This window comes from Streptomyces sp. NBC_00667, from assembly GCF_036226825.1.
Lineage (GTDB): Bacteria > Actinomycetota > Actinomycetes > Streptomycetales > Streptomycetaceae > Streptomyces.
The window spans coordinates 83041-108093 of sequence record NZ_CP109023.1 but is presented as its reverse complement, the minus strand read 5'-3'; the positions used below and the strand labels follow the sequence as shown (position 1 = coordinate 108093).

At 68.5% G+C, this 25053-nt stretch carries 22 protein-coding genes; 13 read left to right on the top strand and 9 right to left on the bottom strand.

Annotated elements, in window-relative coordinates; genetic code table 11:
• The 5 genes from OHA81_RS33075 (at position 1) to OHA81_RS33055 (ending at position 4595) form a co-directional block, all read left to right on the top strand.
• A complete protein-coding gene (locus OHA81_RS33075; protein ID WP_329202895.1) occupies positions 1-354 on the top strand; it encodes a hypothetical protein in 354 nt (117 codons plus the stop codon).
• Between the two features lie 200 nt (positions 355-554).
• Positions 555-2597, top strand: a complete 2043-nt coding sequence (locus tag OHA81_RS33070) for a hypothetical protein (protein WP_329202893.1) — start codon at positions 555-557, stop codon at positions 2595-2597.
• Positions 2598-2616: 19 nt separating this feature from the next.
• A complete protein-coding gene (locus OHA81_RS33065; protein WP_329202891.1) occupies positions 2617-2907 on the top strand; it encodes an Imm7 family immunity protein in 291 nt (96 codons plus the stop codon).
• A gap of 341 nt (positions 2908-3248) precedes the next feature.
• On the top strand, positions 3249-3950 hold the full coding sequence (locus OHA81_RS33060; protein WP_329202889.1) for an Lsr2 family DNA-binding protein: 702 nt from the start codon (positions 3249-3251) through the stop codon (positions 3948-3950).
• A gap of 357 nt (positions 3951-4307) precedes the next feature.
• Complete coding sequence (locus OHA81_RS33055) at positions 4308-4595, top strand: hypothetical protein (protein WP_329202887.1); 288 nt, start codon at positions 4308-4310, stop codon at positions 4593-4595.
• Between the two features lie 77 nt (positions 4596-4672).
• Here OHA81_RS33055 and ligA read toward each other — a convergent pair whose 3' ends face one another.
• The 6 genes from ligA to OHA81_RS33025 all read right to left on the bottom strand — a co-directional run bounded on the left by ligA (position 4673) and on the right by OHA81_RS33025 (position 13176).
• Positions 4673-6745, bottom strand: coding sequence for an NAD-dependent DNA ligase LigA (gene ligA, locus OHA81_RS33050; protein WP_329203371.1), 2073 nt, complete (start codon positions 6743-6745; stop codon positions 4673-4675).
• Positions 6745-7137, bottom strand: coding sequence for a transposase (locus OHA81_RS34740; RefSeq protein ID WP_443056814.1), 393 nt, complete (start codon positions 7135-7137; stop codon positions 6745-6747). Before OHA81_RS34740 ends, ligA begins: the two co-directional genes overlap by 1 nt.
• A 64-nt stretch (positions 7138-7201) precedes the next feature.
• Complete coding sequence (locus OHA81_RS33045) at positions 7202-7546, bottom strand: DUF5958 family protein (protein WP_443056813.1); 345 nt, start codon at positions 7544-7546, stop codon at positions 7202-7204.
• Positions 7547-7776: 230 nt separating this feature from the next.
• Positions 7777-8262 carry a DUF4265 domain-containing protein gene (locus tag OHA81_RS33040; RefSeq protein ID WP_329202882.1) on the bottom strand — a complete coding sequence of 162 codons (486 nt, stop codon included), beginning with the start codon at positions 8260-8262 and terminating at the stop codon, positions 7777-7779.
• Positions 8263-8323: 61 nt separating this feature from the next.
• Positions 8324-8929: a DUF6461 domain-containing protein gene (locus OHA81_RS33035; RefSeq protein ID WP_329202880.1), complete on the bottom strand. Its 606-nt coding sequence runs from the start codon at positions 8927-8929 to the stop codon at positions 8324-8326.
• Positions 8930-9900: 971 nt separating this feature from the next.
• Positions 9901-13176, bottom strand: a complete 3276-nt coding sequence (locus OHA81_RS33025; protein WP_329202878.1) for a CHAT domain-containing protein — start codon at positions 13174-13176, stop codon at positions 9901-9903.
• A 175-nt stretch (positions 13177-13351) separates the two neighbouring features.
• Here OHA81_RS33025 and OHA81_RS33020 point away from each other — a divergent pair, with 175 nt between their 5' ends.
• The 3 genes from OHA81_RS33020 (at position 13352) to OHA81_RS33010 (ending at position 15422) form a co-directional block, all read left to right on the top strand.
• Positions 13352-13711, top strand: coding sequence for a hypothetical protein (locus OHA81_RS33020; protein ID WP_329202876.1), 360 nt, complete (start codon positions 13352-13354; stop codon positions 13709-13711).
• Between the two features lie 2 nt (positions 13712-13713).
• Positions 13714-14541, top strand: coding sequence for a hypothetical protein (locus OHA81_RS33015; protein ID WP_329202874.1), 828 nt, complete (start codon positions 13714-13716; stop codon positions 14539-14541).
• A gap of 81 nt (positions 14542-14622) precedes the next feature.
• Positions 14623-15422 (top strand): IS5 family transposase gene (locus OHA81_RS33010; protein WP_329203369.1). Its coding sequence is split into 2 segments (ribosomal slippage): positions 14623-14962 and positions 14962-15422, totalling 801 coding nucleotides; the frame shifts between segments, so codons are not numbered across the junction.
• 370 nt (positions 15423-15792) lie between these two features.
• On the opposite strand, the gene OHA81_RS33005 is transcribed toward OHA81_RS33010, so the two are convergent.
• Positions 15793-17175 carry a hypothetical protein gene (locus tag OHA81_RS33005; protein ID WP_329202872.1) on the bottom strand — a complete coding sequence of 461 codons (1383 nt, stop codon included), beginning with the start codon at positions 17173-17175 and terminating at the stop codon, positions 15793-15795.
• 1015 nt (positions 17176-18190) lie between these two features.
• On the opposite strand from OHA81_RS33005, the gene OHA81_RS33000 reads away from it, so the two are divergent.
• Positions 18191-19147, top strand: coding sequence for an excalibur calcium-binding domain-containing protein (locus OHA81_RS33000; RefSeq protein WP_329202870.1), 957 nt, complete (start codon positions 18191-18193; stop codon positions 19145-19147).
• A 586-nt stretch (positions 19148-19733) separates the two neighbouring features.
• Here the strand turns inward: OHA81_RS33000 and OHA81_RS32995 are convergent.
• Positions 19734-20177, bottom strand: a complete 444-nt coding sequence (locus OHA81_RS32995) for a hypothetical protein (RefSeq protein ID WP_329202869.1) — start codon at positions 20175-20177, stop codon at positions 19734-19736.
• Between the two features lie 225 nt (positions 20178-20402).
• On the opposite strand from OHA81_RS32995, the gene OHA81_RS32990 reads away from it, so the two are divergent.
• Together OHA81_RS32990 and OHA81_RS32985 are read left to right on the top strand one after the other, a co-directional pair.
• Positions 20403-20684 (top strand): hypothetical protein, encoded by a 282-nt coding sequence (locus tag OHA81_RS32990; protein ID WP_329202867.1) that lies wholly within the window; start codon positions 20403-20405, stop codon positions 20682-20684.
• A gap of 160 nt (positions 20685-20844) precedes the next feature.
• On the top strand, positions 20845-21162 hold the full coding sequence (locus OHA81_RS32985; RefSeq protein WP_329202865.1) for a nucleoside triphosphate pyrophosphohydrolase: 318 nt from the start codon (positions 20845-20847) through the stop codon (positions 21160-21162).
• Between the two features lie 26 nt (positions 21163-21188).
• Here the strand turns inward: OHA81_RS32985 and OHA81_RS32980 are convergent, their stop codons facing one another.
• A complete protein-coding gene (locus tag OHA81_RS32980; RefSeq protein WP_329202863.1) occupies positions 21189-22382 on the bottom strand; it encodes a transcriptional regulator in 1194 nt (397 codons plus the stop codon).
• A 618-nt stretch (positions 22383-23000) separates the two neighbouring features.
• On the opposite strand from OHA81_RS32980, the gene OHA81_RS32975 reads away from it, so the two are divergent.
• Positions 23001-24173, top strand: a complete 1173-nt coding sequence (locus OHA81_RS32975) for a JmjC domain-containing protein (RefSeq protein WP_329202861.1) — start codon at positions 23001-23003, stop codon at positions 24171-24173.
• A gap of 9 nt (positions 24174-24182) precedes the next feature.
• Entirely contained in the window at positions 24183-24992 is an 810-nt protein-coding gene (locus OHA81_RS32970) for a hypothetical protein (RefSeq protein ID WP_329202859.1), read from the top strand.
• Positions 24993-25053 lie beyond the last annotated feature (61 nt).

Here is a 25053-nt window from a genome sequence, read left to right as displayed (position 1 = left end):
GTGATCTACTCCATCCACGGCTTCGGCTACCTCGACCCCCATCGCCTGCTGCCCGCCCTCCGGCCAGCCATGAAACCCCGCGGGCGCCTCGCCTTCTCCGTCCTGCACACCAACTCACACGGGCACGGCCCCTCTTCGAGCGTCACGCCGCGCGCGGAGATCCTGCCGCTCGCCGGCGCCCCGGACCAGAACGTCGAGATGTGGGTGCTCACCCCGAAGCTGTGGGAGGACCTCTGCGTCGACAACGGCCTCCTCATCGACGGGATCGACGCACTAGACGCCCCCGAGGACGACAATCCGGTCTCCGTCCGCCTCTACCGCGCGCACAGCCGATCCGCGTACTCGCGCGCATGACCCTTGACGAGCCCCGAGACTATGGGAGCCAGGGCGAGGTCGTACGTGAAGCCGCATTCCGCACAATCCGTCATGCACTCACGTTAAGCCGTCCGTCCCTGCCATGGCGTTCTGCCTGCGTCGATTCGTCGGCGTGAGGCCTCCGCGGCGCAGCTTGCTCGGCGTTGATGCGACGGTCACGAAATTCAGGCGACAGGACGATGCGCCTGCCGGACGATGACGGGCGGAGCGGGGAGGACGACGTATTGAAGAACGGGGAAGTGGTGACTCGGGGGTTGCTGGAGGCGCTGGATGCCGTCGTGTGGGACGGGCTTGAGACGGCATCTCCGGAGGAACCGGTCAAGAACGTGCAGCGGGCACTTCGTCGGCTCGCCTCGCGGGGTGCACAGGCGGTGGAGGGTGACTGCGACCCGCTCTACTCTCTCGTCACGCTGGACGGACGCGAGACGCCGTCCGCGGCCGCGGTCGCCCTGCCGTTCATCATCGCCCTTGCGGCCGACCCGGACAGGGGTGCGCGGGTTGGCCTCGTCGAACTCTTGGTGGCGCTGCACGCTCCGGCCTTGACGGGCGAGGACTGGTCCGGGGCGTGGGCACTGCTCTCGGACCCGGAGCCGGCGGTGCGGCGGGCGGCGCTGGCGCTGCCCGTCGGGATCGGACGGCTGCTGGAGCGGTGGCGGGTCGAGGCGGACCCGACGGTACGGCTGCCGCTGCTGCTCGCCTTGGGCGAGGCGGTTGCCGGCGCGGCAGTTTCCGGCGCGGCAGTTTCCGGCGCGGCGGTTTCCGGCGCGGCCAGGGAGCATGCCGACGACGCGCGAGCGGTCCTGGTCGGCGTACTGGACGGTGACGACCCGTTGCTGTGGGTCGCGGCCGTGCACGCCTCGGCGAAATCCGACCGGGAGATGCCGGTTCGTCAGATGGACCGACTGATCAAGGTGTTCTCCGATCTCACGCTGCGACCACGGTTCGAGGCGGTCTGGTACACCCCGGGCATAGAGAGTCCCTGGACCCGCGAGGACCTGGTCGTGTCGACGGCCTGGCTGCTCCGGCACGACCCCGGTGCGGAACTCGCCTTCGCCGTGAGGACGGTCGAAGCGGCGCAACGCTCCGGCGATGCCGCGCTGTGCCGGGAGGGGCTGGACGTCGCGTGGCGGCTCCTCACCGAACGGCGTTCCGTGGAGGCTGCCCTGCTGCCGCTCGCCGGCGGCCTGCTGACCGATCCGGACGGCGCCGTGCGGCTGAGGGCGGCGAACATCCTCGCGGTGCTGGGCCGGCGGGCGGCCCCGTACGCCGATCTGCTCGCCACCCTGCTCGACGACGACGCGGCCGACCCGTACCTCGACGGAACGGTCCGGGAGATCGCCCGGTGGGCCTTGACCCGGATCGATGACCCACGAGCGCTGCCGGGACTGGTCGAACAGCTCCGGGCCCAGGCAGAGGAGCAGGGCCGAGGTTATGTCGTGGGTGAGCCCCGGCGGCCGGAGATCGAGGACGTGCTGATCCCGCTGCGCGGGCACGCGGACGTCCTGCTGCCCGCGATCCGGGAAACGATCCGCAAGGGCACGGCCCGCGGCTTCCTTCAGGTGCTGGAAGCCTGGGGCGAGGACGCGCTGCCCGCCCTGCCCGAGCTCCTCCCGCTCCTGGCAGACACCCGGACCTCGGTCACGGTGCTCAGGATGCTGCTGGCGATGGGGCCGGCGGCCGCCTCAGCCGAGGAGGCCGTACGGACCTGCCAGATTCTGGACTACCCGGGCAATCACCACCTGGTGGCCAGGACGGTCGCAGCCATCGGAGGTGACCGCGAGGCTGCTCTGAGGCTCGTCGACGAGGCGGTGGCGGCCGCGGAAGAACCCGTCTTCGGGCCGATCAGCGCCCTTGCCGGATTCGGGCGCGACGCGGCGTCGCACGCGGACCGCGTGCGGGTCGCGATGGAAAGCACCGGGTACTGGCCGCGGCTCACCGCGGCGATCACGCTCTGGGAGATCACGGGCCGGGTCGAACCGAGCATGCGGGTCCTGGAGGAGTTCATCCTGCCGATCGCCGACGGCGGTGACGGCTTCGGCTTCTTCCAGGACGCCCTCCGTGCCGTGATCCGAATGGGCGAGATCAGTCCGGCGATCCGGGAAGCGCTGCTGGCGGTCCGGCAGTCGGAGCGCCGCCTGTCCGCGGAGGGGGGATATCCGATGGTTCTCCGCGACGAGGAACTGCGCGGCCTGATCGGCGAAGCCCTCGCGCTCGCGGGATGACCCCCCTTAGGATCATGGCGTGTTCGAGTACCACGGCTGGATCACCCTCAGGGAGACCGCCGGTGATGACGACGCAAGTCCTTACCTCCTTGACCTCCGGTGGATGAACGGCGAGCCCTTCATCCACCTGGGTGGCCATTCCAATCACCGCTCGTCGCCCGATGCCGTCGCTCTGTTCGAGTATGTGGCGACCGTTGCTCCCGGCTCCTACGGACTCCTCCACATCCGCGATGGCCCGCCGAGCGGCCGCTGTCCCGTCTCATTAGATCTTGCAGAGACAGGGCCGCTGACCTGCGGGCTGACAGGTTGAGTCGAGACCCAGGACAGGTGGAACAAGGAGTCTCGGGAGGGCCGTGGGCGGAGACGAGTGCTCGTCTCACCGATCATGGCGCGGGAGGGCAGCCCTGAGCTGAACTCCGTCAGAATGGTGAGACTCCGTCTCCGAAGGCCTTCCATCACGCCCAACGGGTTGGCCCCAACAGCACGGGGGCCCAAGGGGTTCGATGTCAGTGCATCCACGTACCGTCTGCCCATGGATGGTCAGTGGTCGCCTTCGTTCTCGATAGATGACGTCAGAACCTTGGAGCCCGTGCTGCGGTTCCTGAGGGCAAGCAACGCGAACAGGCGTGCTCCTTCCGTCGGGGATCGCACATGAGTGAAATACCGACGCCTGAAGCAGAAGACGTAAAACAGGCGTGGAGCCGCGTCACCAACTGGCTCGAACAGAACGCTCCCGACGTTTTCGCGACTCTTGGCGGCCCAGGCAGCCCGACAGCCGTCAGCGATGCTGAAGAGCGCATGGGACTGAAGCTGCCGAAAGAGCTGCGGCAGTGGCTCCTGGCGAACGACGTCGGTGCTGGGAAGCAACCCGATGCCGGCTCATGTCTGGTGGCGCTGGGATGCGCGGGAGTCATCCCCAGCGGCGGCCTCCTTCTCGGGCTCACGGACATCGAGCGTGTCTACTCACACAAGGTGGCCATGGAGGAGATGGAACCCTCCGAAGACCCGGACTATCCGTCCTGGCGCCGTGAGTGGGTGCCGATCGTCGCCGAGAGCGACGGCTTCTACGGCAGGTTCCTGAACACCCAGACTGGAGGCATCGGGTCTTGGAGTGAGGGCTCCAACCCTGAGGAGGGAAAATTCACCTCGTTGTTCGCCTTCTTTCGGGATGTAGCGGACCACCTGGAAGGGGTCTCCTCGGGCGTCGCAAGTGAGAGCACCGGGGGCCGGATGCACAATCACGGTCCGGAGGGCGAGGCGATACGGCTCTGGGCCCGCGCGAACGGCTACCTCGTCAATGACAACGGACGCATCCCTGCCCCCATCCGCGAGGCGTACGAAGCGTCACTGTGAGCAGCCCGGCAGCGAAGTCGCCGACCAAGGCGGCGAGCCGATTGGTGCCCTGGTTGGCTCCTGACGCTGTCAGTCCGCGCCGTCCTCGTCGTCGGGCCAGCAGCATCGGCGTGGACGTGCCGTTCTCCGCGTCGTGCGTCAACGCAATGTGCCTGAGCCGGTGCAATGTCCATCCCGCCAGGTCCTCGACGTCCTCGCGCCGGGCAAGCGGGTTCGCCAGCAGCCGGGTGGACTCCTCGAAGACCTCCTCCCCCCCGCCGGCGGTAGGAGCACCGGGCCCGGCTGGTCTCCTCGCACACGTCCAGCGTCGCGGTTCCGGCTGGGGCCTTGCGACCGGTCAGGAACAGGGGCCTGCGGGTGCGGCCGGCGATCAGGCGGGGCAAGATCTGGGCGGTGCCGGACTGCCAGTGGATCCACTCGGTCGCGCCGCCCTTGGCGGTGATCTTGCCGCGCTTGTCCTGCGGGTACAGGTCTTCCACGTTCAGGCTGCCTTCCGACGCCTCCTACCACGGCACCTACGCGGCGACCTGGGTCGCCATCAAGCTCCGCTGGGACCTGGCCGTCGACGACAACGAGCGCCAAGCCCTCCTCGGACTCGCCGTGGACTGCCCCACCACCACCGTGGTCTACGAGAGCGCTGCCTGAATCGGTGAGGCACTCCGCACGCGGCCCGACGACGTGGCTTCGTCAAGGAGCACCCAGACGCGTCCGCTGGGCGGTTGTCAGCTGGCGGGGAGGTGGTCGGCGATGAGCGCGGCGAACTCCTCGGGGTCGAGGATGCGGATGCCGAGTTCTTCGGCTTTGGCGCGCTTGGAGCCGGCCTTCTCGCCCGCGACCAGCAGGGTGGTGCGCTTGGACACCGATGACGATGCCTTTCCGCCGGCGCGCTCGATCAGCTCGTTCATTTCGTTGCGGGACAACGCCGCAAGGGGCCCGGACATCGAGCCGGTCACCACAACGGCTTGCCCGGCCAGCACGGCCGCCGACCCGGCCGCCGTGGCCTCGCCGCCGCTTGCGTCGCTCGCGTCGGCGGTGGGCTTGTGCTGCGGTTCGGTGACCTGGATGCCGACCTGCTGGGCCTGGAGTTTGTCCAGGAGCGGGGCGAGTTCGGTGAGTTCGGCCGTGATCACGCGGGCCTTCTCCGCCCCGATGCCGTCGACCCCGGCCAGCGTGTCGGCATCGGCGGCGCGGATGGCGGCCATCGAGCCGAAGTGCGCGGCGATCCGGCGGGACATCGTGCGCCCGGTGCCGCGGACGCCGAGGGCGCAGAAGACGCGGTTCAGTGCGGCGCCGCGGGCGGTCTCGATCGCGGTCAGGAGGTTGGTGGCGCTGGTCTCGCCCATCCGCTCCAGGCCGAGGAGCTGCTCCCGGGTGAGGGTGAACAGGTCGGCGATGTCGTTGACCAGGCCGGCCTCGACCAGCTGGACGGCGCGCGTGGTGCCGAGACCTTCGATGTCGAGCTGGTCGCGGCCGGCTGCGTAGATGAGCGAGGCCACGGCCTGGCAGCTGCGGCCGCGCACGCACCGCCACCGCTGCTCGGAGGTGTCGATAGCATCCCCGCAGCGCGGGCAGACCTCGGGGAAGACGATCGGGGTCTCGGCGCCGGTGCGTTGGTCGGCAAGGGGTGCCTCGACGCGGGGGATGACGTCGCCGGCCCGGTAGACGAACACCTGGTCGCCGATCATGAGCCCGCGGCGGGTGATGTCGGACGGGTTGTGGAGCGTGGCGTAGGTGACCGTGACCCCGTCGATGACCACGGGCTCCAGGACGGCGCGGGGTGCGATGATGCCGGTCCGGCCGACGTTCCATTCCACCGCCAGCAGGCGCGTCACCTTGTGCTCGGCCGCCAGTTTCCGGGCCACCGCCCACCTCGGGGCGCGAGAGCCGTTGCCAGCCTGCCGCTGGTCCTCGGCCGTGTCCGCCTTCACGACTACACCGTCGATCCCGAACGGCAGCTCTGCGCGCAGGCCGGCGATCACGTCGATACGTTCCTGCACCTGCTCCACCGTTTCGCAGCGCAGCGGGGCGGCTGCCGTGCTGGCGGCCGTGTTCGCCCCCAGGACGGCCAGTTTCTCCAACAGAGCCGTGTGGCCGAGATCGTCCAGGCCGATCGCGCCGTAGGCGAAGAAGGTCAGCTCGATCCGGTAGAGGCGGTCCTTGGCGCGCAGGGTGCCGGCCGCTCCGCTGCGTGGGTGCGCGAAGGGCACCGCTTCGTGGGCGAGGCGGATCCGGTTGGCTTCCTCGAACTGGGCGGTCGTCAGCAGCACCTCGCCGCGCAGTTCAACGTCGACCGGCTCGGTGAGCACCTTCGGAAGGCCCAGGACGGCGTCGGCGGTGTGCGTGATGTCCTCGCCGGCCAGCCCGTCACCGCGGGTCAGAAGCTGAACCAGCCGACCGGCCCGGTAGCGGGCGGCCACCGCCAGGCCGTCGAGCTTGGGCTCCACGCACCAGCCGGCCACCGGGCGGCCCAGACGCCGCTCCAGCCCGGCCGCCCATTCGGAGAGTTCGGGGGCGTCGAAGACGTTGTCGAGGGAGAGCATCGGCACCGAGTGCGGCACATCGCCCTGCACCGCCCCGCCCGCCACCTTCCCCGTCGGCGACTCGGCCAGCACCTCCTCCGGGTGGGCTTCCTCGTAGGCGGCGATAGCGCGCAGCAACCCGTCGTACTCGTCGTCACCAAGCGGGGTAGCCCCGTCGCCGTAGTACGCGGCCGACGCCGCAAGGGCAGTGGTCACAGCCTCCACATAGGCGGCAGGAGACAGCAGCAGGGCACTGGTTTCGGTCATGAAGGTCATCATGCTGCCCAGCACTGACAACGCCGCGGCCCCGATTGCGATGCCGTCTGGAACTTCCAGGCGATCGCATCGATCACCTCACGGTGGTCCCGCCATCGGCCACCTCGCCGCGGCGTCCGATCTGGGAGTAGCGGCTCGATCCGCGACCACTGCGCGTCAGGCAACGGCACGCCCGGGGCCAAGAGTCGACGACCGGAATTCCGCCCGGCGACCCGCGCCGACGAGGAACGGCTGACCGACTGGCTCGCCGATGAGATCTGCCCCGTGGAGCTGGTTGAGGATCGGCTGCGCAAGGCCCTGCTCGTCAGTGCCGCATCGAGCCCCCGGGCCGTATGGAGCCGAACGTCAACCCGTACGGAACCTTCCGCCTCATTCTTCTGGCTCCTCGACATCTACCGAGCCGAGTCCGCGTGACTACCTGCTCCGGCCCGGCACCGCTGTGCCAGGCCGAAGCGATCAGCCAGCGGACAGTCTGTGCCACCAGTGACCGCAGCCGCCGGAGCAGAAGCGCTCGCGGCGCCGCTCGTCGGCAACCGCGAGGACTGCGATCAGAAGCCGGAACGCCTTTCGACGTTCGCCGAGAGGCGTGAGACCGGCGATCTTTCCCAGTTGCTCGTCGATCCGGCCGCGTGAAATCAATACCGCGGGCGTATGCGTCGGGCGCAGCCCAGCACGGCGGATGCTCTCTGGCACATCGTCGGCGACAGCGCTCGCCTGGACACAGTGATGGCGTAGGAACAGCAGCACCTCGGACTGGTCTTCCGGGACGAGGTCGTCGAACCACTCGATGCCTTCAGACATGGGGCGTAGCCCCTGCGCGAGTTTATTGAGCCGGACGTCCCGTTCGTTCACCATTGCCCCCGGGAGATCAGGCGGCACTCGGCCGCGGCGCCGGCGCGGACTCACATCCGCCCTCGTCAGGACGCGTGCCCACAGCTTGCCGTGCGCAGCCGCTCGAGCACCAACTCATTACAAGCGGCATGGGTGCAGCCCTGTGGCCCGCCACGTGCAGGGACGGAACTCAGCTGCCCTCAGGCAGGAGCAGCGGCTACCCAAGCAGCGGTGACACAGCCTTCCTCCCAGTGCCACCACTCCTTCGCTTCACCGTGTTCCAAGAGTGTGCGGATCCGAGGCAGGTCCGCCTCAGGCGGGACATCCAGGGCCACCAACCGGAACTGCTCGATCCCCTCGCCGGTCGTGCCGAGGCGGTGGAAGCTCTCCAGCACGCTTTGGCGCGCGGCGGCTGAGCCGTCGTCCTTCAGTACGATCAGCCGGATCGTGCAGTTCTGAGACGGTCGGACCGTCTCCCCAGCCCAGAGAACACCATCGCCATCGAACTCCACATTGATGATGTCACCGCTGGCGACTCCGCGTACGAACCAGGGCGTGTTGTCCAACCGCACCGTGCCGTCGCCAAGGTCTACCGCCCACAGGCTCTCGACGCTTGCGGGCGGCCAGCCATCCTCATCTCTGTCCATCCGGAAGTGGACCTTCACGTGGGCGTCACTGATGTACATCCCCGAGCCATCATCCACACCGCATTCACGGGGCAGGCCCGGGGAGGGCGGTCGCGCGATGTCATCGGACCTGGACAGTGGCGCAGCTAAAGGTCGTGTCCTGGAGCAGCTCCGGAGTGATGGCCACGCCGGTCAGGTGCTCTGCCAGAGCGAACGCTGCTAGTGAGGACAGATCGGTTTCCGGAGACTCGTCCTTGAGGTGGAAGCCGATCCGCTCCATGGCGTCGAGGAGTTCGTCGGGTGCGGTGCCCCACCGGTCTTCCGGGAACATGGGGTCGAAGCAGAGTCGCAGAACCCGGTCCTCTGCCCAGAGGAACGTGCCGACAGCGTTGATGTTGACGAAGTGAGAGACCCAGCTCGCCTCGGCCGAGGCTGGCAGGACTCGATCTTCGGTGACTCCGAGGTAGCCGTTGGGCTCGATCAAGAGCGTCCAGGCACCCACGGTCGTCATGGCGACCAGCTGACGGTCACCCTCCTCCAGGTCGTACTGGGCAAAAGCGGCGTCGACCACGGCAGCTATGCCCAGCAGAGGAGCCTCCGGTCGTCCGTCGAGCCGCGCAATCAGCTCAGCAGGCGACAGACCTCGTACCAGGGTGAAGCAGTACGCCTCGGCGATGTCTGGAAAGTTGTTCTCGAACCACGCGTAGTCCGCTCCGGTCTTCGTCATGCCACCCATCCTTGCCCCTGTGTCTGACAGTGGCTGGCCCGGCCGCCGGGAGGGTAGGAAACGATCTTCGCCCATTCGGGAAGCGATCTTCGTGTGCCTCTCAAGTGCCTGCTCACAGGCACTTGCGCAGCGCCTCGACGAGCAGGCTCTAGACCCCTACACGACAGGGCCGCCGCTCTCCACGCCAGCGAACTTCACCTCACGGCTCAACAGCTTCGCACTCAGGTCGAGTCCCACCTCGACGCCATCACGGCAATCCTCCCACGAGCCGGCGAACACATCCGGGCTCTCACGATCGCCGCAGGCGAAACGGCCGCCTTAGCTGGATGGGTGGCCTGGGATCTGGGCGACCACCAAGCCGCCCGCTCGTACTACCAGGTCACACTGGACTGCGCCAAGGAAGCCGGACATCCGCCTCTGCGCGCCCTGGCCCTCGCATACGCCAGCTACGGCGCATCGAACCCAACCAGAGCACTGGAACTTCTCGGCCAGGCCACTGACGACCACGTCCTGACGCCAACCATGCACGAGGTCGTTGGGGGTAACCGAGCACCATGGGAGCTGCGGCGGTCACCAGTCACTGGGCTGGGAGAGGACGGTGGGGTTGGGTATTCCAGCGGGCTCAGGGGGCGGCAGTTTGCCCGTCCTTGTTGCACAGCGACGGCAGCACAGCAGTGGCAGGTCTTCGTATTCGTGATGGTCGAAGACTTCGCTGGGTTCGCAGTCAAGAAGCCGACTGATCATGAATCTAGCGTCTTCGGGCGACGCACCCAGCTCCATCAGGACGGCGGTCAGCCACTTCCCTCCTCCGCGGAGGCAGAGGAGCGTGTCGGTGGGATCTCTACAGATGGTGCATGTCGGCTGCTGTTGCATGGTCAACCCCATGAATGCTTGTACTTCTTGAGTATCCGTTCTGCCTGACATGTGCGCGTGGGCTTCCCTGGCCTGCAGTGATCGGGAATGCGGCCCGGTTACGGTCCTGTGTGAATGTAGGAAGCCCACAGAGTGGGTACGCGGGGTGCCTTGTCTCTGGCTCGGCGTACGGCGCTGCTGAGTGCTCGCGCTGCGTCGGTGGCTCCGGTCGCATCGTGGTCTGCAGCGGCGTTGAGGGTCGTGTAGACGTCGCGGGTGAGGTCCATGGCGGTTCTGACGCCGATGGGCCAGAGCGTTCCGATGACGTGGGTGTAGCCGATGAGCTGGAAGGCGGAAGCAATGTGGATGGCTTCGTCGGCGAGTGTGGGGTGTCCGTGCTGTGTGCTGCATGCGGACAGGAAGGCGAGCTCGGCGTCGTCGATGTGGAGTCGGGACAGCTTGAGTACGGAGAGGTTTCCGTCGTGCAGGGCGAGGTTGCTCTCTGACGGGCTGTTGAGGTCGCTCCAGCCGTGGCAGGCGAAATGCGCCCAGGCATGACCGGGGAGCGTGTTCAGGACCTGGTCGACCGTGGCCTGCGGGCCCACAAGAGGGTCGGTTGTGCCGGGGTATTGCCGGCTGAGGATCTCGACGGCCTCCCCGGCTTCGGGCAGGTCTGGCTGTCCTGGTGTGTGCGGCATGGCGACGACCAGGTGCGGTGCGTCGGGGCCGCTCGGCTGTTTCGCCCGCGCGCGGTTCAAGGTCTGCAGCGTGGGGGTGTAGGAGGAGACCACGCGGTCCATGACGGTCGGTGGGGCACCCTCGTCCAAGCAGCTGTGGTGTCCGGCCGCGTGCAGCGGCAGGAAATTGAGCGGGCCCGTGGGCGACCACCAGATCCGAGGCCACGGCTGCCCGGGTGCAGGTGATGTGGTCAGGCCGAGGGCGGTGAGGACAGGCTCGGCGAGGACGTCCCAGAGCCAGCCGAGAACGCTCTCCACGCGTTCTTCTGCATCCGAGCGTTCCACCACGTCCGCTTGGGCGTCTTGGGCGACGTCGACGGAGCGCACGAAGTCTTCGACCTGTGTGGTGACGGTCTCCCGGGTGAGGGCCGGCAGTGGTATTGCGAGGATCCCGTCCGAAGTCAGGGCGATCGCGTCGGAGCGGTAGTCACTGACGTTGACGGTGATGACTGGGCCCGCTCGGGCGGCAGTTCGCAGGTCGTCGAATCCATGTGGCAGCAGGAAGTGGTGTAGTTCGGGTTCGGGGCGACTGCGGATTTCCTCGATGAGGGAATCCCAGCGCAGCGAGGTCCTGTGGCGTCGGTCCACTGCACCGTGCTCCTGGGCAGGCGAGTCTGATGTGGGCGGCGCACCGGCGTGCAGGTCAGACTCGAGTTCCCGGCGTAGGGTTTCGTACTGTGCTGCTAGCTCGGGTGCGTGGTTGCGGAGTTCGGTGACTTCGCTGCGGGTCTCAAGGGCCTGCGCGATCAGTACTCCGCGTCCGCGCTCGAGCAGGTCCAGGGCCCGTTCCGGGTTGTTGTCCTGCAGGGCCGCTGCAGCGGCGTCGGATACGAGGCCGGGGAACCGGGAGAGTTGATGCTCCTGGTCGCTGCGCCAGAGGTGGCGTGCGGCGACGCGGGGCAGCAGGCTCACTGCTGTGGAGAGGCCTTGGGCCGCCTCCTCCCAGTGGTTGTCTCTGGCCTCCAGGTCGCCCCACGCACGGGCGGACGACAAGCGGATGTGAGGCGGCGCCGCACTCATGTGTGTCGCCTCCCGGAAGGCGGCTGTGGCCTGGTCGCTTGCGGTCGTGTCTCCCGGCAGGGCGTGCTGCTGCTGTGCGGACAGGGCGATGCCGAGGTTCACCAGCAGCTTCGCGCGGTCCGGGTGGCTCGCAGGGGTTGCGTCGGCTGCCGCTCGCTCCAGCCGCACTGCTTCGGCGAGTGCGTGGGTGTCGCCGGTGCACTGGTAGATCGTGCGGCGCGTGCTGCCGAGCTGGGACAGCACCATGGCGCGTTGGGGGCTTTGCTCCGGGGTCCGTGCAATGGCTTCGCTCAGGACGGTGGGTGCTTCCAGGAGAGGGGCCAGATCGCCGCTCTGTTCGTGCCACGCCATGAGCGCGCTGCCCAGGTTGACCAGAAGGCCGGGCTTGCGGGGGTCCTCGTCGTCGACGGCGCTGACCGCCGACCGTCCTGCCGTGACCGCTTCCCTGATGGTCGCCTCGTGCGGCACGCGTCGGTAGCGGACGACGAGGGCATGGCCGAGGTTGGTCAGGAATCCTGGTCGCGCGGGGTCCTTGGGGTGTGCTGCTTGTCCGGCTTCCCGCAGCTTGTCGATCGCATCGTCCAGCGAGGCCAAGTCCCCCGTCGCGTCGTAGCGCGCCCGCAGAGCGATACCCGCGGCGGACAGGGTGGCCGCGCGTCCCCGGTGTCCGGGCGGCGTTCGTTTCACCGCCTCCCGGTACAGGCCGATCGCCTCCTCCAGGACCGCCGGCTGGCCGGTGTCCTTATAGGACACGAGCAGGGCGTTGGCAAGGCCCCCGAGGGACGACCAACGGTCCTGGTGACCGACGGGGGTTGCCTCCAGTGCCTCCCGGCCAAGACCGATGGCCTCCTGCAGGGCCTCGGGGTCACCTACACGCTCGTGCCGTGCTTGAAGTGCACTGCTGAGAGCGAATCCGCGGTCGGGCCGGTCCTCGACGGGGCTCTTCGCGGCAGCGCCGCGCAGCAGGGTGATGGACTCGTCGAGGGCCTCCAGGTCGTCGACCCGTTCGTGCCAGGCGTGCAGAGTCTGACCGAGGCGGAATGCGTAGAGGGCCCATGTGGTGTCGTCCGCACCCGTCGCTGTGCCCGCTTCCACGGACTGCCGGCCGATGCTGACAGCTTCCGCAAGGACATCCAGATCCCCGGCGCGGATGTGCAGGTCCATCAGGCCGGTGCTCAGGGTAGACAGATAGCCGGCCAGGCGCGGGTCGAGGTCCGAGGTGTAGTCGACGGCGCGCCGCAGTAGCAGGTTCGCTTCCTCGATGGCGTGGCGGTCACGGGTGCCGGCCGCTTCCAGGAGATCGACGGCCTGGTTGTGCCAGGCGGTTACTTCGTCAAGGAATTCGGCTATCTGGCTCGGCACGATTGAGGGAACCTGCCGGTAGACAGGGCTCAGGTAGCGGACGGCGGCCGTCAGCTCGTCCCGCCCCTGCGTCTCGGGAAGGGCCACGTACCTGTCCCAGTGAAGCAAGCCCACCGCACACAGCACTTCCCAGTCGGCTGTGGGATGCGTACGGCTGTCCAGCAAGGCTGCGGCCTCGACGTCGGCAGCACGCCCCGTGACGGCCTTTAGGTTGCCCGTCGCACTGAACTCCTTCAGCCGTTCCATCACTGTGGCGAGCACGCTCTCCCGTGTCATCACTCCTCCGCAGGCCGCGAGACGGGCTCAAGAAAACCCGCCAGGTGGCTGGATGAATGCTCAACTACCACAACACGACATTCTCCGCATTACGTGCATATATTTCATATCGTAGTTGCGTGCGCATCCTGATGCACCCCCCTCCCCCGTCTCTCGTTCCTCCGGGGTGGCTGAGATGACCGATCACCGCAAAGACACCGCATGGCTCTGCGAGCAGCTGCCCGGGCTGCGCCGTCTCGTCGTGAAGAAGGGCACCGTGCAGACCCAGCAGCAGCTGGAGGCGATCGTCGAGACGGCCCGCACAGGCGGGGAGTTCAAGGAACCCCTCATGGAACTGGCACGGAGCCTAGGCGTCGGAGTCGACGACCTGATGGCATGGCGGGCCCACCCCATACCTCCCACATGCCGCCCGCCTGTCCGGTACGTCTGCCCGGAAAGGCTCTGCGTCCGCGAGTGGTACCCGGAGCCGAGCAAGAGGACTCCGTCCTGCGAGATCGCAGACCAGCAGCTTCGTGCCGAACGTGACCTGGACTAGCCATGCAGGAGTTCCTCGGCGAACTGGGCCGCAGGCTGGCCGAGAAATGGTTCTCTCTTCTCGTGCTGCCCGGTCTGCTGTTTCTCGCCTCCACCGCGGTCGCCGTCATTGCTGGCCAGCAGCGCTGGAACGACTGGTCGTATCTCATCCGGCGCAGCCGTGACTACGCCGCAGATCTCGACAAGCAGCCGGCGGTGACGCTCGTCCTGGCCGCGGTAGGGGTGTTGCTTGCCGCAGCGGTCGTCGGCCTTGCAGCCGGCGGCCTCGCAGGCGTGGTGCAGCGTCTGTGGCTGGGAGACTGGCCCCGCCCCTTGCACCCCTTGGCAACGCGCCTCACCCATCGGCTGCAAGAGCGGTGGAAGAACTGCGATGCCGCCGCCCAGAACAGGATCTCGCTGGCCGAACCTGACCGGCCGACATGGATGGGAAACTCGATCGGGGCAGTCAGGACCCGGGTGGAGCTCGCCTACGACCTGCACCTCGCAGAAACATGGCCCCTCCTGTGGCTGATCATGCCCGAGACATCCCGGACCGAAGTGGACCACGTCCGGTCCGAGTTCAACGACGCAGCGCGACTCGGTGCATGGGGACTGCTGTACCTCGCGCTCGGAGCCGTCTGGTGGCCTGCCTTCCTCATCGGGCTGGCCACTTGCCTGACCGGCTGGCGGCGCGGCCGGACCGCCATCGACGGCTTTTCAAAACTGACGGAAGCGGCCGTCGACATCTACGGCCCATGCCTAGCGAGAACTCTGGGCCTCGGGTCAGGCAATGCCCCGTTAGATCCGAAAACCGGCATGCTCATCACCCTGCTGGCACGCAAGAACACCTAGACACGTACTTGCGTGCCTCACCCGCCCCCACCTCTAACAGGTCATCTCATTTGGCGTGTTCGATAGTCTGTCGCCGTAGGGATCGTTGAGCGGCTGGTGCCGGATGAGTTGTGGGAGTTGCTCCAGCGGGTGGTGCCGGAGGCACCGACCCGTCCGCAAGGCGGTGGTCGGCGTCGGCACGGAGATCGGGAAGTGCTGGCCGCGATCGTGTTCGTCGCGACGTCAGGCTGCACGTGGCAGCAGCTGCCGCCCGCGTCGTTCGGCCCGTCGGGAGCCACGGCCCACCGCCGGTTCGCGGAGTGGTCGAAGGCGAGGGTGTGGGCCAAGCTCCACCGCCTGGTCCTCGACGAGCTCGGTGCCCGCGGTGAGCTGGACTGGTCCCGGTGCGCGATCGACTCGGTGAACATGCGGGCCCTGAAAAGGGGGATCTGACAGGCCCGAATCCTGTCGACCGGGGCAAGTACGGCTCGAAAGTCCACTTGACCACCGACCGCACGGGTCTGCCCTTGTCCGTCGGCATCTCCGGTGCCAACGTCCACGACAGTCAGGCCCTGATCCCGCTCGTGCAGGGCATACCGCCGATCCGCTCCCGCCGCGGTCGACGGCGGCGCAGACCGGGCAAGCTGCACGGCGACAAGGGATACGACTACAACCACCTGCGGCGATGGTTACGCAACCGCCGCATCACGCCCCGGATCGCCCGCAAAGGGACAGACTCCAGCCAGCGGCTGGGCCGACACCGCTGGACCATCGAACGCACCATGGCCTGGCTCGCCGGCTGCCGACGCCTCCACCGACGCTACGAACGCAAAGCCAGCCACTTCCTGGCCTTCACCAGCATCGCCTACACCCTCATCTGCTATCGCCGACTCCCCAAATGAGATGACCTGTAAGACGTGCACGACCTGCTGCCTGCAGCACTCGATGAGCTCGGCCTCACTGTCTATACGGTCCCCAGCGAGGCTGGCCAGGAAGCCGCTGTGCGAGCGCTCGCACGGTGCATGCTGGTCGGCCGGCTTGAACCGTGGGAGCTCACCTTTCGGATTCACCAGCGCTACGGGGAGCTGCCCCTGGCAAGGCGGCTCGCGGAACCCGATGACGCGTAGGACGGCGACGAAGTAGTGGCTCAGGTTGATGCTGAGGTCACGGCCGAAGCCCGCCGCCTCGCCGAGCCCACCCGCCTTCCCACTCACCCGCGAACGTTCCCGACTGTTAGGCAAAGGCCCCCCCAGTGGTGCCTCCACCACGAGGTCAGTGGCGACTCGGTTCACGGTGCAGGAACTGAAGGCGCTGTTGGGTCAGCTGCAGATGCCGGGCGTCAAGGCACGGCAAGGAGCGCAGCAGGAGGACCAGGTCGGGACCGGTGCCGAGTGCTGCGTTGCGGTCCTTGAGCTGTGTCCAGCAGTACAGGGCGCCGGCGGCCGCTGCGTGTACGGCTGGCGCGTCTGCGGCCTGGCGGGTCATGCGGGTCGTGGCGGCACGGGTCCACAGCTGGGTCGCGAGCTCGAAGTCACCTGCCATGCGGGCCAGGTCAGCCCGAATTTCCACCCACGCGATTGCTTCCAGCGAGGTGGTCCCGCAGGTCTGCAGGACGTGCTGCTCCCAGGCCTGTGCGAGTGCGGCTGCCTCAAGGTGCCGCCCGCTGGTGGCGAGGCCGTGGATATGCGGGCGCGGATCCTTTGCGGGAAGGGCCTTGTGCTGAAGTGCCCGGTCTGACAGATGAGGTTGCGCGTCCACAGGCAGGCCGTCGGCGGGAAGGCGTACGGCCGCCTCGACCGGCAGGAGCTCGGAAGGATGAGGGCCACGAACCAACGCATGCTGGCCTTGGGGCATCGCCTGCCAGGCGCCAGCCCCGCCCTGGCCAGGCGTCGATGCAGGCGTCACGACCGTATGAAGCGGTCTGCCCTCGTCCGGCCCCGACCTGCCAAAGGGAGCCCCTGGGAACGGCGCCGGCCCAGTAGTGCCAAGTTCCAGGGCGCTCGGTAGCACGATGCAACCAGGCGGCAGGGCGGCCGCGCCTGCCGCGAGAGCATGCAGCTGGAGGTTCGAGGGCCGCGTGGGGCTGGCGCGAAGCTGATCAATCCAGGCGCGGGTGTAACAGCTCACCACGTTGCCACTGCCGCTCCAGCCAGGCGGGGCAACCACTCCGTACACCTCCACGGCCGGAGTCGCGGGCAGACTGCCGTACTCCTGCAGCAACGGCCACGCAGCCTTGTCCGCCGCGACATCGAGCAGCACCGTCGTCAGTCCGGCGGGCCGCCCCCGAAGCTCCGTCCCCAGCCACCCCCACGGCAACGCGGTGTAGCGAACCGAGCCAGCCGTCGTCCCAGCCAATGCCAGATGCAGACGGCCACCCCGCCGGTCAACCGTCAACCTGCCCGAGAGATACACCATCAACGGGCCAGGCGTAGCGGCGGCCGTACGAAGCCGCGTCAGCACCGTGTTCGGATCCCGCGCCCCATCCAAGTACGTCGTGTCACACGGGACATCGCTGTTCAACAACACCGGCGCCTCGACCATCCCCAGCGCCGCCAGGTTTGCGCTCGGCGCCACCTGCACGCTGCGACGCCTCGTCGCAACATCCCCGGCTATGAGTAGTACGTGACCCCGCTGCCCCAGCCCGAAGTTGTGCATGAGCAGACCGTACCCAGTGCCAGGCGCCAAGCGAACGGCCACTCACCCTTGATCCAGAAACGTCACGTCTCGGCCCATGCCAGGCACCGGACGGCGTCGAGGCCGTGCCGCTCGGCCCAACGTTCGGTGAGCCGGGCGCGCTCGGCAGCCCCGACGATATCGGCGCCGGCCGCCTGGCCGCGGCCGTGCCCGCTGGTCGCCGCGGCCAGCGCCTACTGGGTCCGGATGCTCTGCTCGCGAAGACGTTCGGCTTCGGCCCGGCCCTGGGCGAGGTTGGTCTCGCGCTCAAGTATCCGCGTGCGGATCTGTCGAGTTTCCGTTCCAGCACGGTGTCCCAGACGTATCTCCGAGGACCATGTACGGGTCCCCGACCTGGACACCGAACAGGTTGGCGTACACCTGCTCGGGGTAGGCGTTTGTGGTGCACAGGACAACCTGGCGGGCGCCGAGGACAGGGCTGCGTGAACCACGAACCGTGTGGGACCTGCTCATCCAGCGGTAATTTTCCCTTTGCTTTCTGCGCGCGTGGAGCGCGCACCGGTGCCCGGCGAGCGGTCCGGCGCCGGGATCGGGCAGGCTCCGAAGGTCGTCCTCCACACGTCCGATCTGCTTGCGCTGATCGTGGAGGAAGACCTCACAGTCGAGGATCTGCTGCATCGCCCGGTCGAACGTCGGTGGCGCCCAGGGCGAGCCTGCCGCTGCCCACGCACCGGGCGATCCGCGGTCCGGCCCAACGGACCGGATTCACGACAGGAGAGGCCATGAAGGCGCGCCCCACCGAAGTCCATCGACGCCGCCGTCACACTGCGCAGGTTCCTGTCCGAGGGCACCCGCCGAGGTACAGGCGGAGCTTGGCGGTCTCAGCGCCCCAGCAACAGTCGGTGAGGATCTTTAACTATGAGTGTACTGTTTGCGGTTTCAAGTAGTGCTCAGGACCAGGAGACTCGTGTACCCGCCGCCGCACGCCTACTCGCCCACGCCCGCGCCTGCACGACGCTGGTGGCAGCATCCCGCCTTGATCATCACAATGCTGTTCTTTCTGCCGCCGGTGGGTATCGCACTCGCCTGGACAAGTCGTTGGAGCCAAACGAAAAAAATCGTCGCGACCGTCCTGTCCGGCATCTGGTTCTTGATCCCGCTACTGTCCGACCCACCGAAGAAGACAGACACCGACGCCAAGCCGCAGGCGCTCGCCACCGCACCGAGCACCAGCCCGAGCCCTAGCGCGAGCCCGTCCGCCCCTCCTAGCTTCGTCGGCCAGAGCCTCAAGGCAGCAAAAAAGGCGGCCTCCACCGCTGGGTACAACGCGACCTCGCATGACGCTGCTGACACCAACACAAGCCAGTGGGACGACGACAACTGGAAGGTGTGTTTCCAGACCCCGGCAGCCAAGCAGATCGGCAAGCTGCCGACGCTCGACTTCGGCGTGGTCCGCAACGAGGTCCCGTGCCCGGCCAAGGACGGCGAACCGATCCCGTATCCGAAGATGCCCAAGGTTGTCGGACAGACCTTCGCCAAGGCGTCCGAAGCACTCAAGCCGATCGGACTCCAGAAGATCGAGCCGCAGAGCGCGTACACCGACGTCACCCTTCCCGGCGCCGTGGACGATTGGGTGGTCTGCTTCCAGGAGCCCGCCGAGAACAAAGAACTCCGGACTCCCAAAACCACGACCGCCTACCTGCAGCTCGCTGCCCCCGGCACCGCGTGCCCGTCGTCGCAGCACACCGAACTGCACCCCAAGCCGGCGCCAGCCCCCAACGACGACGACTCCGACAACTCGTCCACAGGCGGCTCGACCTCAACGACCGGCGGCTCGGGCGGAGGCAGCGGCTCCGGTGGCTCCGGAGGAGGCAGCGTGTACTACAAGAACTGCACGGCCGCGCGAGCTGCCGGCGCCGCCCCTGTTCACAGGGGCGATCCGGGCTACGGCCGCCACTTGGACCGTGACGGCGACGGCGTCGGCTGCGAGTAGGCCACGCTCCCAAGGGAAGGAGGAATCATGTTCGGCCTCGTCAGCCTGATGATCAATCTATGCATCGTCTGGCCCCTCAAGCTCATGGTGCAGCTCTGCAAGGCCACGCTCCGGATGTTCGGCGTACGTATCTGACCCGAGCACCGCACAACGTAGCCCCCGCCCCCTGACCAGGGCGGGGGCTACGTCATTCCTGTCTCACCCGTACGCCGGAACCTTGGTGCAGCCCGATCACCGACTCCCGGATTCCTGATTGCGCTGGTCAGGTCGTAGGGCCGCTCGCGGGCACCGCAACCTCCGAGGGCGGCATCGCGGCTGGCCGGCACCAGCCGCAAGGAGGCGCTGGAGATCGCTGCCGAGTACGACAAGAAGGAGGCCGAGGCGTACCGGGAGCTGTACCGGGCCGGCCGTCCGCCGAGGACGCCGGGCGCGAGGAGTTGGCCGCCATCCGCAGTCCGGGGACGGTCGCCCTGTTCGAAGAGCAGGACTCCCGCAGGCAGGGCCCGTCCGACGTCGAGGAGCTGCAGACCCGCGCAAAATCGGGTAATCACACATAGGTGCGAGGCTCTGTTTTCGATGTCAGGCGTCACCACTGTGACCTGGACGTTCCATTTTGTCTCAACAGCACCGCTGTCCGGGGGCCTGCATCGGCAGCCGTCCGTTCCACCCACTCCCGCACAGTCACTGCTTGCTCGATGCGGCTGACGATGTCTTTCTTGGACGCCTTGTCCAAGGTCTCCGGGATCTTGTCGAAGGTGCCGGGAAGGATGTCGAGCAGACCCCAGATCTGTTCGCCGGTGCTGACAGTCAGGAGCTGCTGGCACCTCCACTGCAGCGGCATCTCTGGACGGTGCGTGAGCCGCTGGACGAGGGTAGGGAACACGTAATGCGTCGTCTCTGCGGCGAGGTGCTCTTGGAGCCAGTCGACCGGGAGACGCTGGCTGAAGCTGTGCATGGCGGCCTCTTGGGCCAGGTCCAGGAGCTGAGCGGTGTTGACGGCTCGGACAGTGCGGGGAAGGGTCGGGGTCATGTCGAGATGATGCCAAGAAGCCTCCGCGGGCCGGGAGGCCAGCTGGGTCGGGATGCGATCTGCCGACGGGCGGAACCCCAGACTTCCTCCTCGGAGGTGAGTTGCTCGGGGTCGTGGCCTTCCCATTCCGAGGCGGGCAGCTCGGCTGTCCGGAGCCTTCCCCTGGCGGAAGGACCCGACGCCGCAGGGTGGACCGAAGACTAGCGCGCAGAGCCGAGCTGGACGGTGACCCTGGCCCTCACCGATCCCGAGCACAACCGGCTCGGTCGACTGGCCACATTGTGGATCGGTGACTACGCCGTCCGACGAACACCCCGCCTCTGTGGATCCGCGGTGCCGTCGCAGACCAAGCGGCGCTTGGTACCTAGCGCGCCGGTGCCGGGGGGCGTGCGGACGGCACGTGACACGGTCGGCTACCTGAACTTTCTGCTGCAGAAAGCCGCAGAACCGATCGAGCACTTGGACCTGCTCGTCACGACCGGAGCTTTGCCATGGATTCAGTTCTGACTCGGGCGCTCCTCACGAGCACTCATGCGGATCCGAAGGACTGACCACTTCGGGTGGGATTCCTGGTTCTGATGGCGCCGGATGAGGCGCCATCTCTACGCTCGAACAACACGGGGCCGGCCGCGTGGTCGGCGAAGGACGAACTGGTGCAGGAGAGTACGTGCTCACCGAAGGTAAGCTGGTACGGGACCGGATTCCTCAGATCATCCGCGCCGACGGGGCCGAACCGGAGGTCTACGTGGCCGACCCGGCCGAGTACCGCCAGCGCCTTCGCGCCAAGCTGGCCGAGGAAGTCGCGGAGTATATGGAGGCGGACGAGACGGATGCCCCCGAGGAGCTCGCGGACGTCCTCGAGGTCGCCTTCGCGCTCGCCGCGGACCTCGGTGTCGATTCCGATCAGCTGGAGAAACTCCGCGCTTCCAAGGCCGAGCAGCGGGGAGGCTTTTCGGAGCGCATTGTCTGGACTGGCAACCGCTGACCCGCGGTGCCGGTCCCGCAACGCCTCTAAAGCCCGGGCTTGGCCAGCACGATGTGGCTCACTCCGGGCAGTGGCAGCCCAGGCGTCCCCGCCGCGGGGGCGAGGCCGGCGCGGCGGGCGAGCGCGGTGGTCTCCGCCGCGCTGATGCCGCGCTGGAACGTCCCCTTCCCCTCGCTCGACCAGTAGCCGTCATGGTGGGCCGTCCAGTTACTGCCCGCAGCGGTCTTCGTGATCGCCTCGGGGGAACGGGTGACGATCACGACGTGACCGCCAGGGCGGACGAAGTGGGCCGCTTCATGCAGCAGTTGGGCGCGGGAGTGCACCAGGCCGGTCCGGTAAGCGGGTGGCAGCCGGTTGTAGACGGCCGCTGCCATCGCGGCGGCTGCGCCCGGGTCTCCGTCGACGCGCAGGCAGGCGGCGGTGTCCATGGCGATCAGGGCGCGGGTCATCACCGATGGCGAGGTGGTCAGGGCCAGGGCGTCGTCTTGCGCCCGGTAGGCGGCGCGGGTGTCGCCGAGCAGCGTGTACGCCTGGGAGAGGTGCACCGCGTGCTTCTGGGCCGGGTATCCGAACCAGGTGTCCGCTGACTCGGGGCCGTCCAGCTGTTCGGCCAGGGTGCGGACGTCGTCCACTGCCCGGCGGGCGCCAGCCAGGTCGCCGACGGCGGCGAGGGCGCGGGCGTTGACGGCGGCCGCGAGCGCGGCCGCGCCGGAGGGGCGGCCGCCGGCTTCCCGGCGGGCCTGCGCGGCGATGCGGGCGGCCTGTCCCGGGGCGCCGTAGTTCAGGCCGACCATGGCGTGACGGCCCAGGACCCAGGCCGTCATCCGCCGGTCCCCGGACTCGCGGGCCGCTTTCTCTGCGGTGGCGAACCAGCGGTGCGCGTCGGCCTGATCGCCGCGGTCATGCTGGACGATGGCCACCAGGCCGGAGATCCCGGCGGCTGTACGCGCCAGGTCGGTACGGTCCCGCGCGGGGTGAGGCCGGCGCAGGACGGCGGCGAGGAGCGCCAGGTCCTCCCGCATCTCCCCGAGGACGGCATCGGGAGCCCGCCCGTTGTAGCCGCCCCGGTGCCGCTCGAACGCGCCTTCCAGGTAGGCGAGGTCCCCGGCGCCGCCGGCGTCCAGGCCGGTTTCGATGCCCTCCCGGGCCTGCGCGATGCCGGGCAGCACGGCGAACCCCGCCGTGGCCGCCGCCAGGGTGAACAGCTTGCGTCGCTTCACGTCGTCGTCCTCCATCCTCTGCTGCCTGCGGTGTCGCCGGGTGTTCTCCAGGGCCTGGTCCAGCTGCTCGTCGGTCAGGCCGTAGACGGTGCGGATCGCACCAGACCGGGGTCGGTAAGCGGCGCTCGGGCTCCCAGCGCTTCAGGTTCTCGACCGTGCACACGAGGCCGGCGGCGGTCATGCACTTGGCCTGCTGCTCGCGAGTCCGGTCCGCCCGTTCCCTGATGGTGCGCAGCAGCTCGCCGATTCCGTCCGGGCTCACCATGCCGGGCCTCCCCGAGTGTGGGTCTCGAAAGACCATCCTGGCCCCCCAACGCGGCACCCCACAGCGGGAATCGGCCCCCTGGAGCGGCCCTCCCCTGTGGTCTTCCCCGGACCTTCAATGGTCGAACGGAACCGGCCGGGACAACGCCTCCAGGGGCTCCCCATCCCAGCCGGCCCCGCACTGGCGCCCGCCTCGCCTGGGGGCGGCGGGCGCCGTCCACGCTCCATCCGACACGAGAGAAGGAGTACGTCATGAACCTGATCCTCTCCAGCCGCTCCATCAAGGGGGCCGCGACCCGGACCCCCGACGGCGGGGGCACCGGCAAGGGCGACGGCAACGACTGATCGCCGACCATGACCACCGCGATTGACGCGGCGGTCCGGAGCCTCGGCGGGGAATTCCTCGCCGAGGCTTTCGGCCGCTCCTACCAGCACTGGTCACAGGCCGCCGACCTCAGCGGCATGTTCACGTGGGACGACCTGAACGACCTGGTCGCCCGACACCGCCTCGACGCCCCGCGCCTGCGCCTGTTCAACGACGGGGAGCAGGTCCCGCCGTACGAGTACCTGCACACCTCGATCACCAAGCGCTCCGAAGTCCGCCACCGCGTCGAGCCCTCCGGCCTCCACCAACAGATCAGCGCCGGCGCCTCCCTGGTCCTGGACGCCGTCGACAAGCTCCACCCCGGCGTCCAGGCCCTGGCCGAGGCGCTGGAGCGGCACTTTCGTACCGACGTCCAGGCCAACCTGTACGCCTCCTGGCACCCCACCGAAGCCTTCGGTATCCACTGGGACGACCACGACACGGTGATCTTCCAGCTCGAAGGCGCGAAGCGCTGGAACCTGTACGGAGCCACCCGCACAGACCCGCTCCGCCTGGACGTCGAAGCCCCCGAGAAGCCCACCGGGCCGCCGCTCGCCAAAGTGATTCTGCAGGCCGGGGACATGCTCTATGTACCGCGGGGCTGGTGGCACGCGGTGGCTGCCACGCAGGGCCGCTCCCTGCACCTGACATGCGGGCTGACCCCAGTGACCGGCCACCACCTCCTGCTGTGGCTGGCCGGGCAGCTCCTCCACTCCCCCACCCTGCGGGCGGGCGTGCCCATCGTGGCCGGCCCCGCCGAGCGCACCGCGTACGCCGAGCAGCTACGCAAGGAGGTGTCCGAAGCCCTCCACCCGCACATCGTCTCGGAGTTCGCCGCCTCCCTGGACGCCCGCGACCCCGGCCGCCCGGCCCCCTCCCTCCCGTACATCGACGACGTCCCAGCCGACCCCGGGCTGGTCCTGGCCCTCACCACCGCCCGGGCCGCGCTGGAGGCAGCCGACGAGGCCGTCGTACTGCGCGCCGCCGGACACGAATGGGAGCTCCACCCATCCGTGCGCCCCGCGCTGGAGGCCCTGGTCTCCGGCGCCCGCCTGACCCTCGGAGAACTGGCCGACCGCTCCGGCCTCACCGTGGAACAGGTCGCGGCCCTCGCCACCGAGCTGGTATCCAAGGACGCGGCCGCCGTCTCCCAGCCGAGGTAGGGATCCGCCATGTTCGACGCCCCCGCACCCGCCACCGTCGACCGGATGCTGGCCGCCCAGCAGCACGCCGCAAACCAGTTCGGCCTGCGCGCCACCGGCCGGCGGGTGTGGGGGTACCGGGGCCGAACCTTGTCGGGGGCTGCCGGCCCGCACTGGCTCCGCGTCGTCTGCGCCGAGGCCGGCACCGAGGGCGACAAGCTGTGGAACGGCCCCTCCACCTCCCGCGCCCTCCCCGCGTCGGTGCCGCGCCCCGACCTGTTCCGCATTCGGGACTGGACCACTGAGGGCTACGCCTACCGGGCCGAGCTGTACGGCCTCGCCCCCGACCCGATCGTTTCCCCGCGTCCCGTCCTCGACGAAGACCCCGGCCTGCCCGGGACGTGGTGGAAGGAGATGGTCGCCGCCTTGGACACCCTCGCCGACGTACCGCCGCCGACAGACCGCGAAGCCGTACACGAGGAGTACCTCCGCCGCGTCATCCCCCAATTCACCGGCCACCAGCTCAACGACGCCATCACCTGGAGCACCGCCCACGGCGACCTCCACTACGGCAACATCACCCGCGGCCCACACATCCTGGACTGGGAAGGATGGGGCCGCGCCCCCTACGGCTCCGACGCCGCCACCCTGTACCTGTACGCACTGCTGGTCCCCGCCGCGGCCGCCCGCATCCGAACCGACCTCGCCCCCGTCCTGGACCGGCCCGAGGCCCGCACCGGCCTACTGACCGTGTGCGCCCAGGTCCTCCAGGCCCAGGACCGCACCGACTTCTACGCCGAGCTCGCCGGCCCCGTACGCGAGCAGTTGCCCCACCTGTAGCGGGGCTGCTGCACACCGGCCGCCGTTTCCATTAACCCGCGCTGGTGGAGCGGATCGCCGA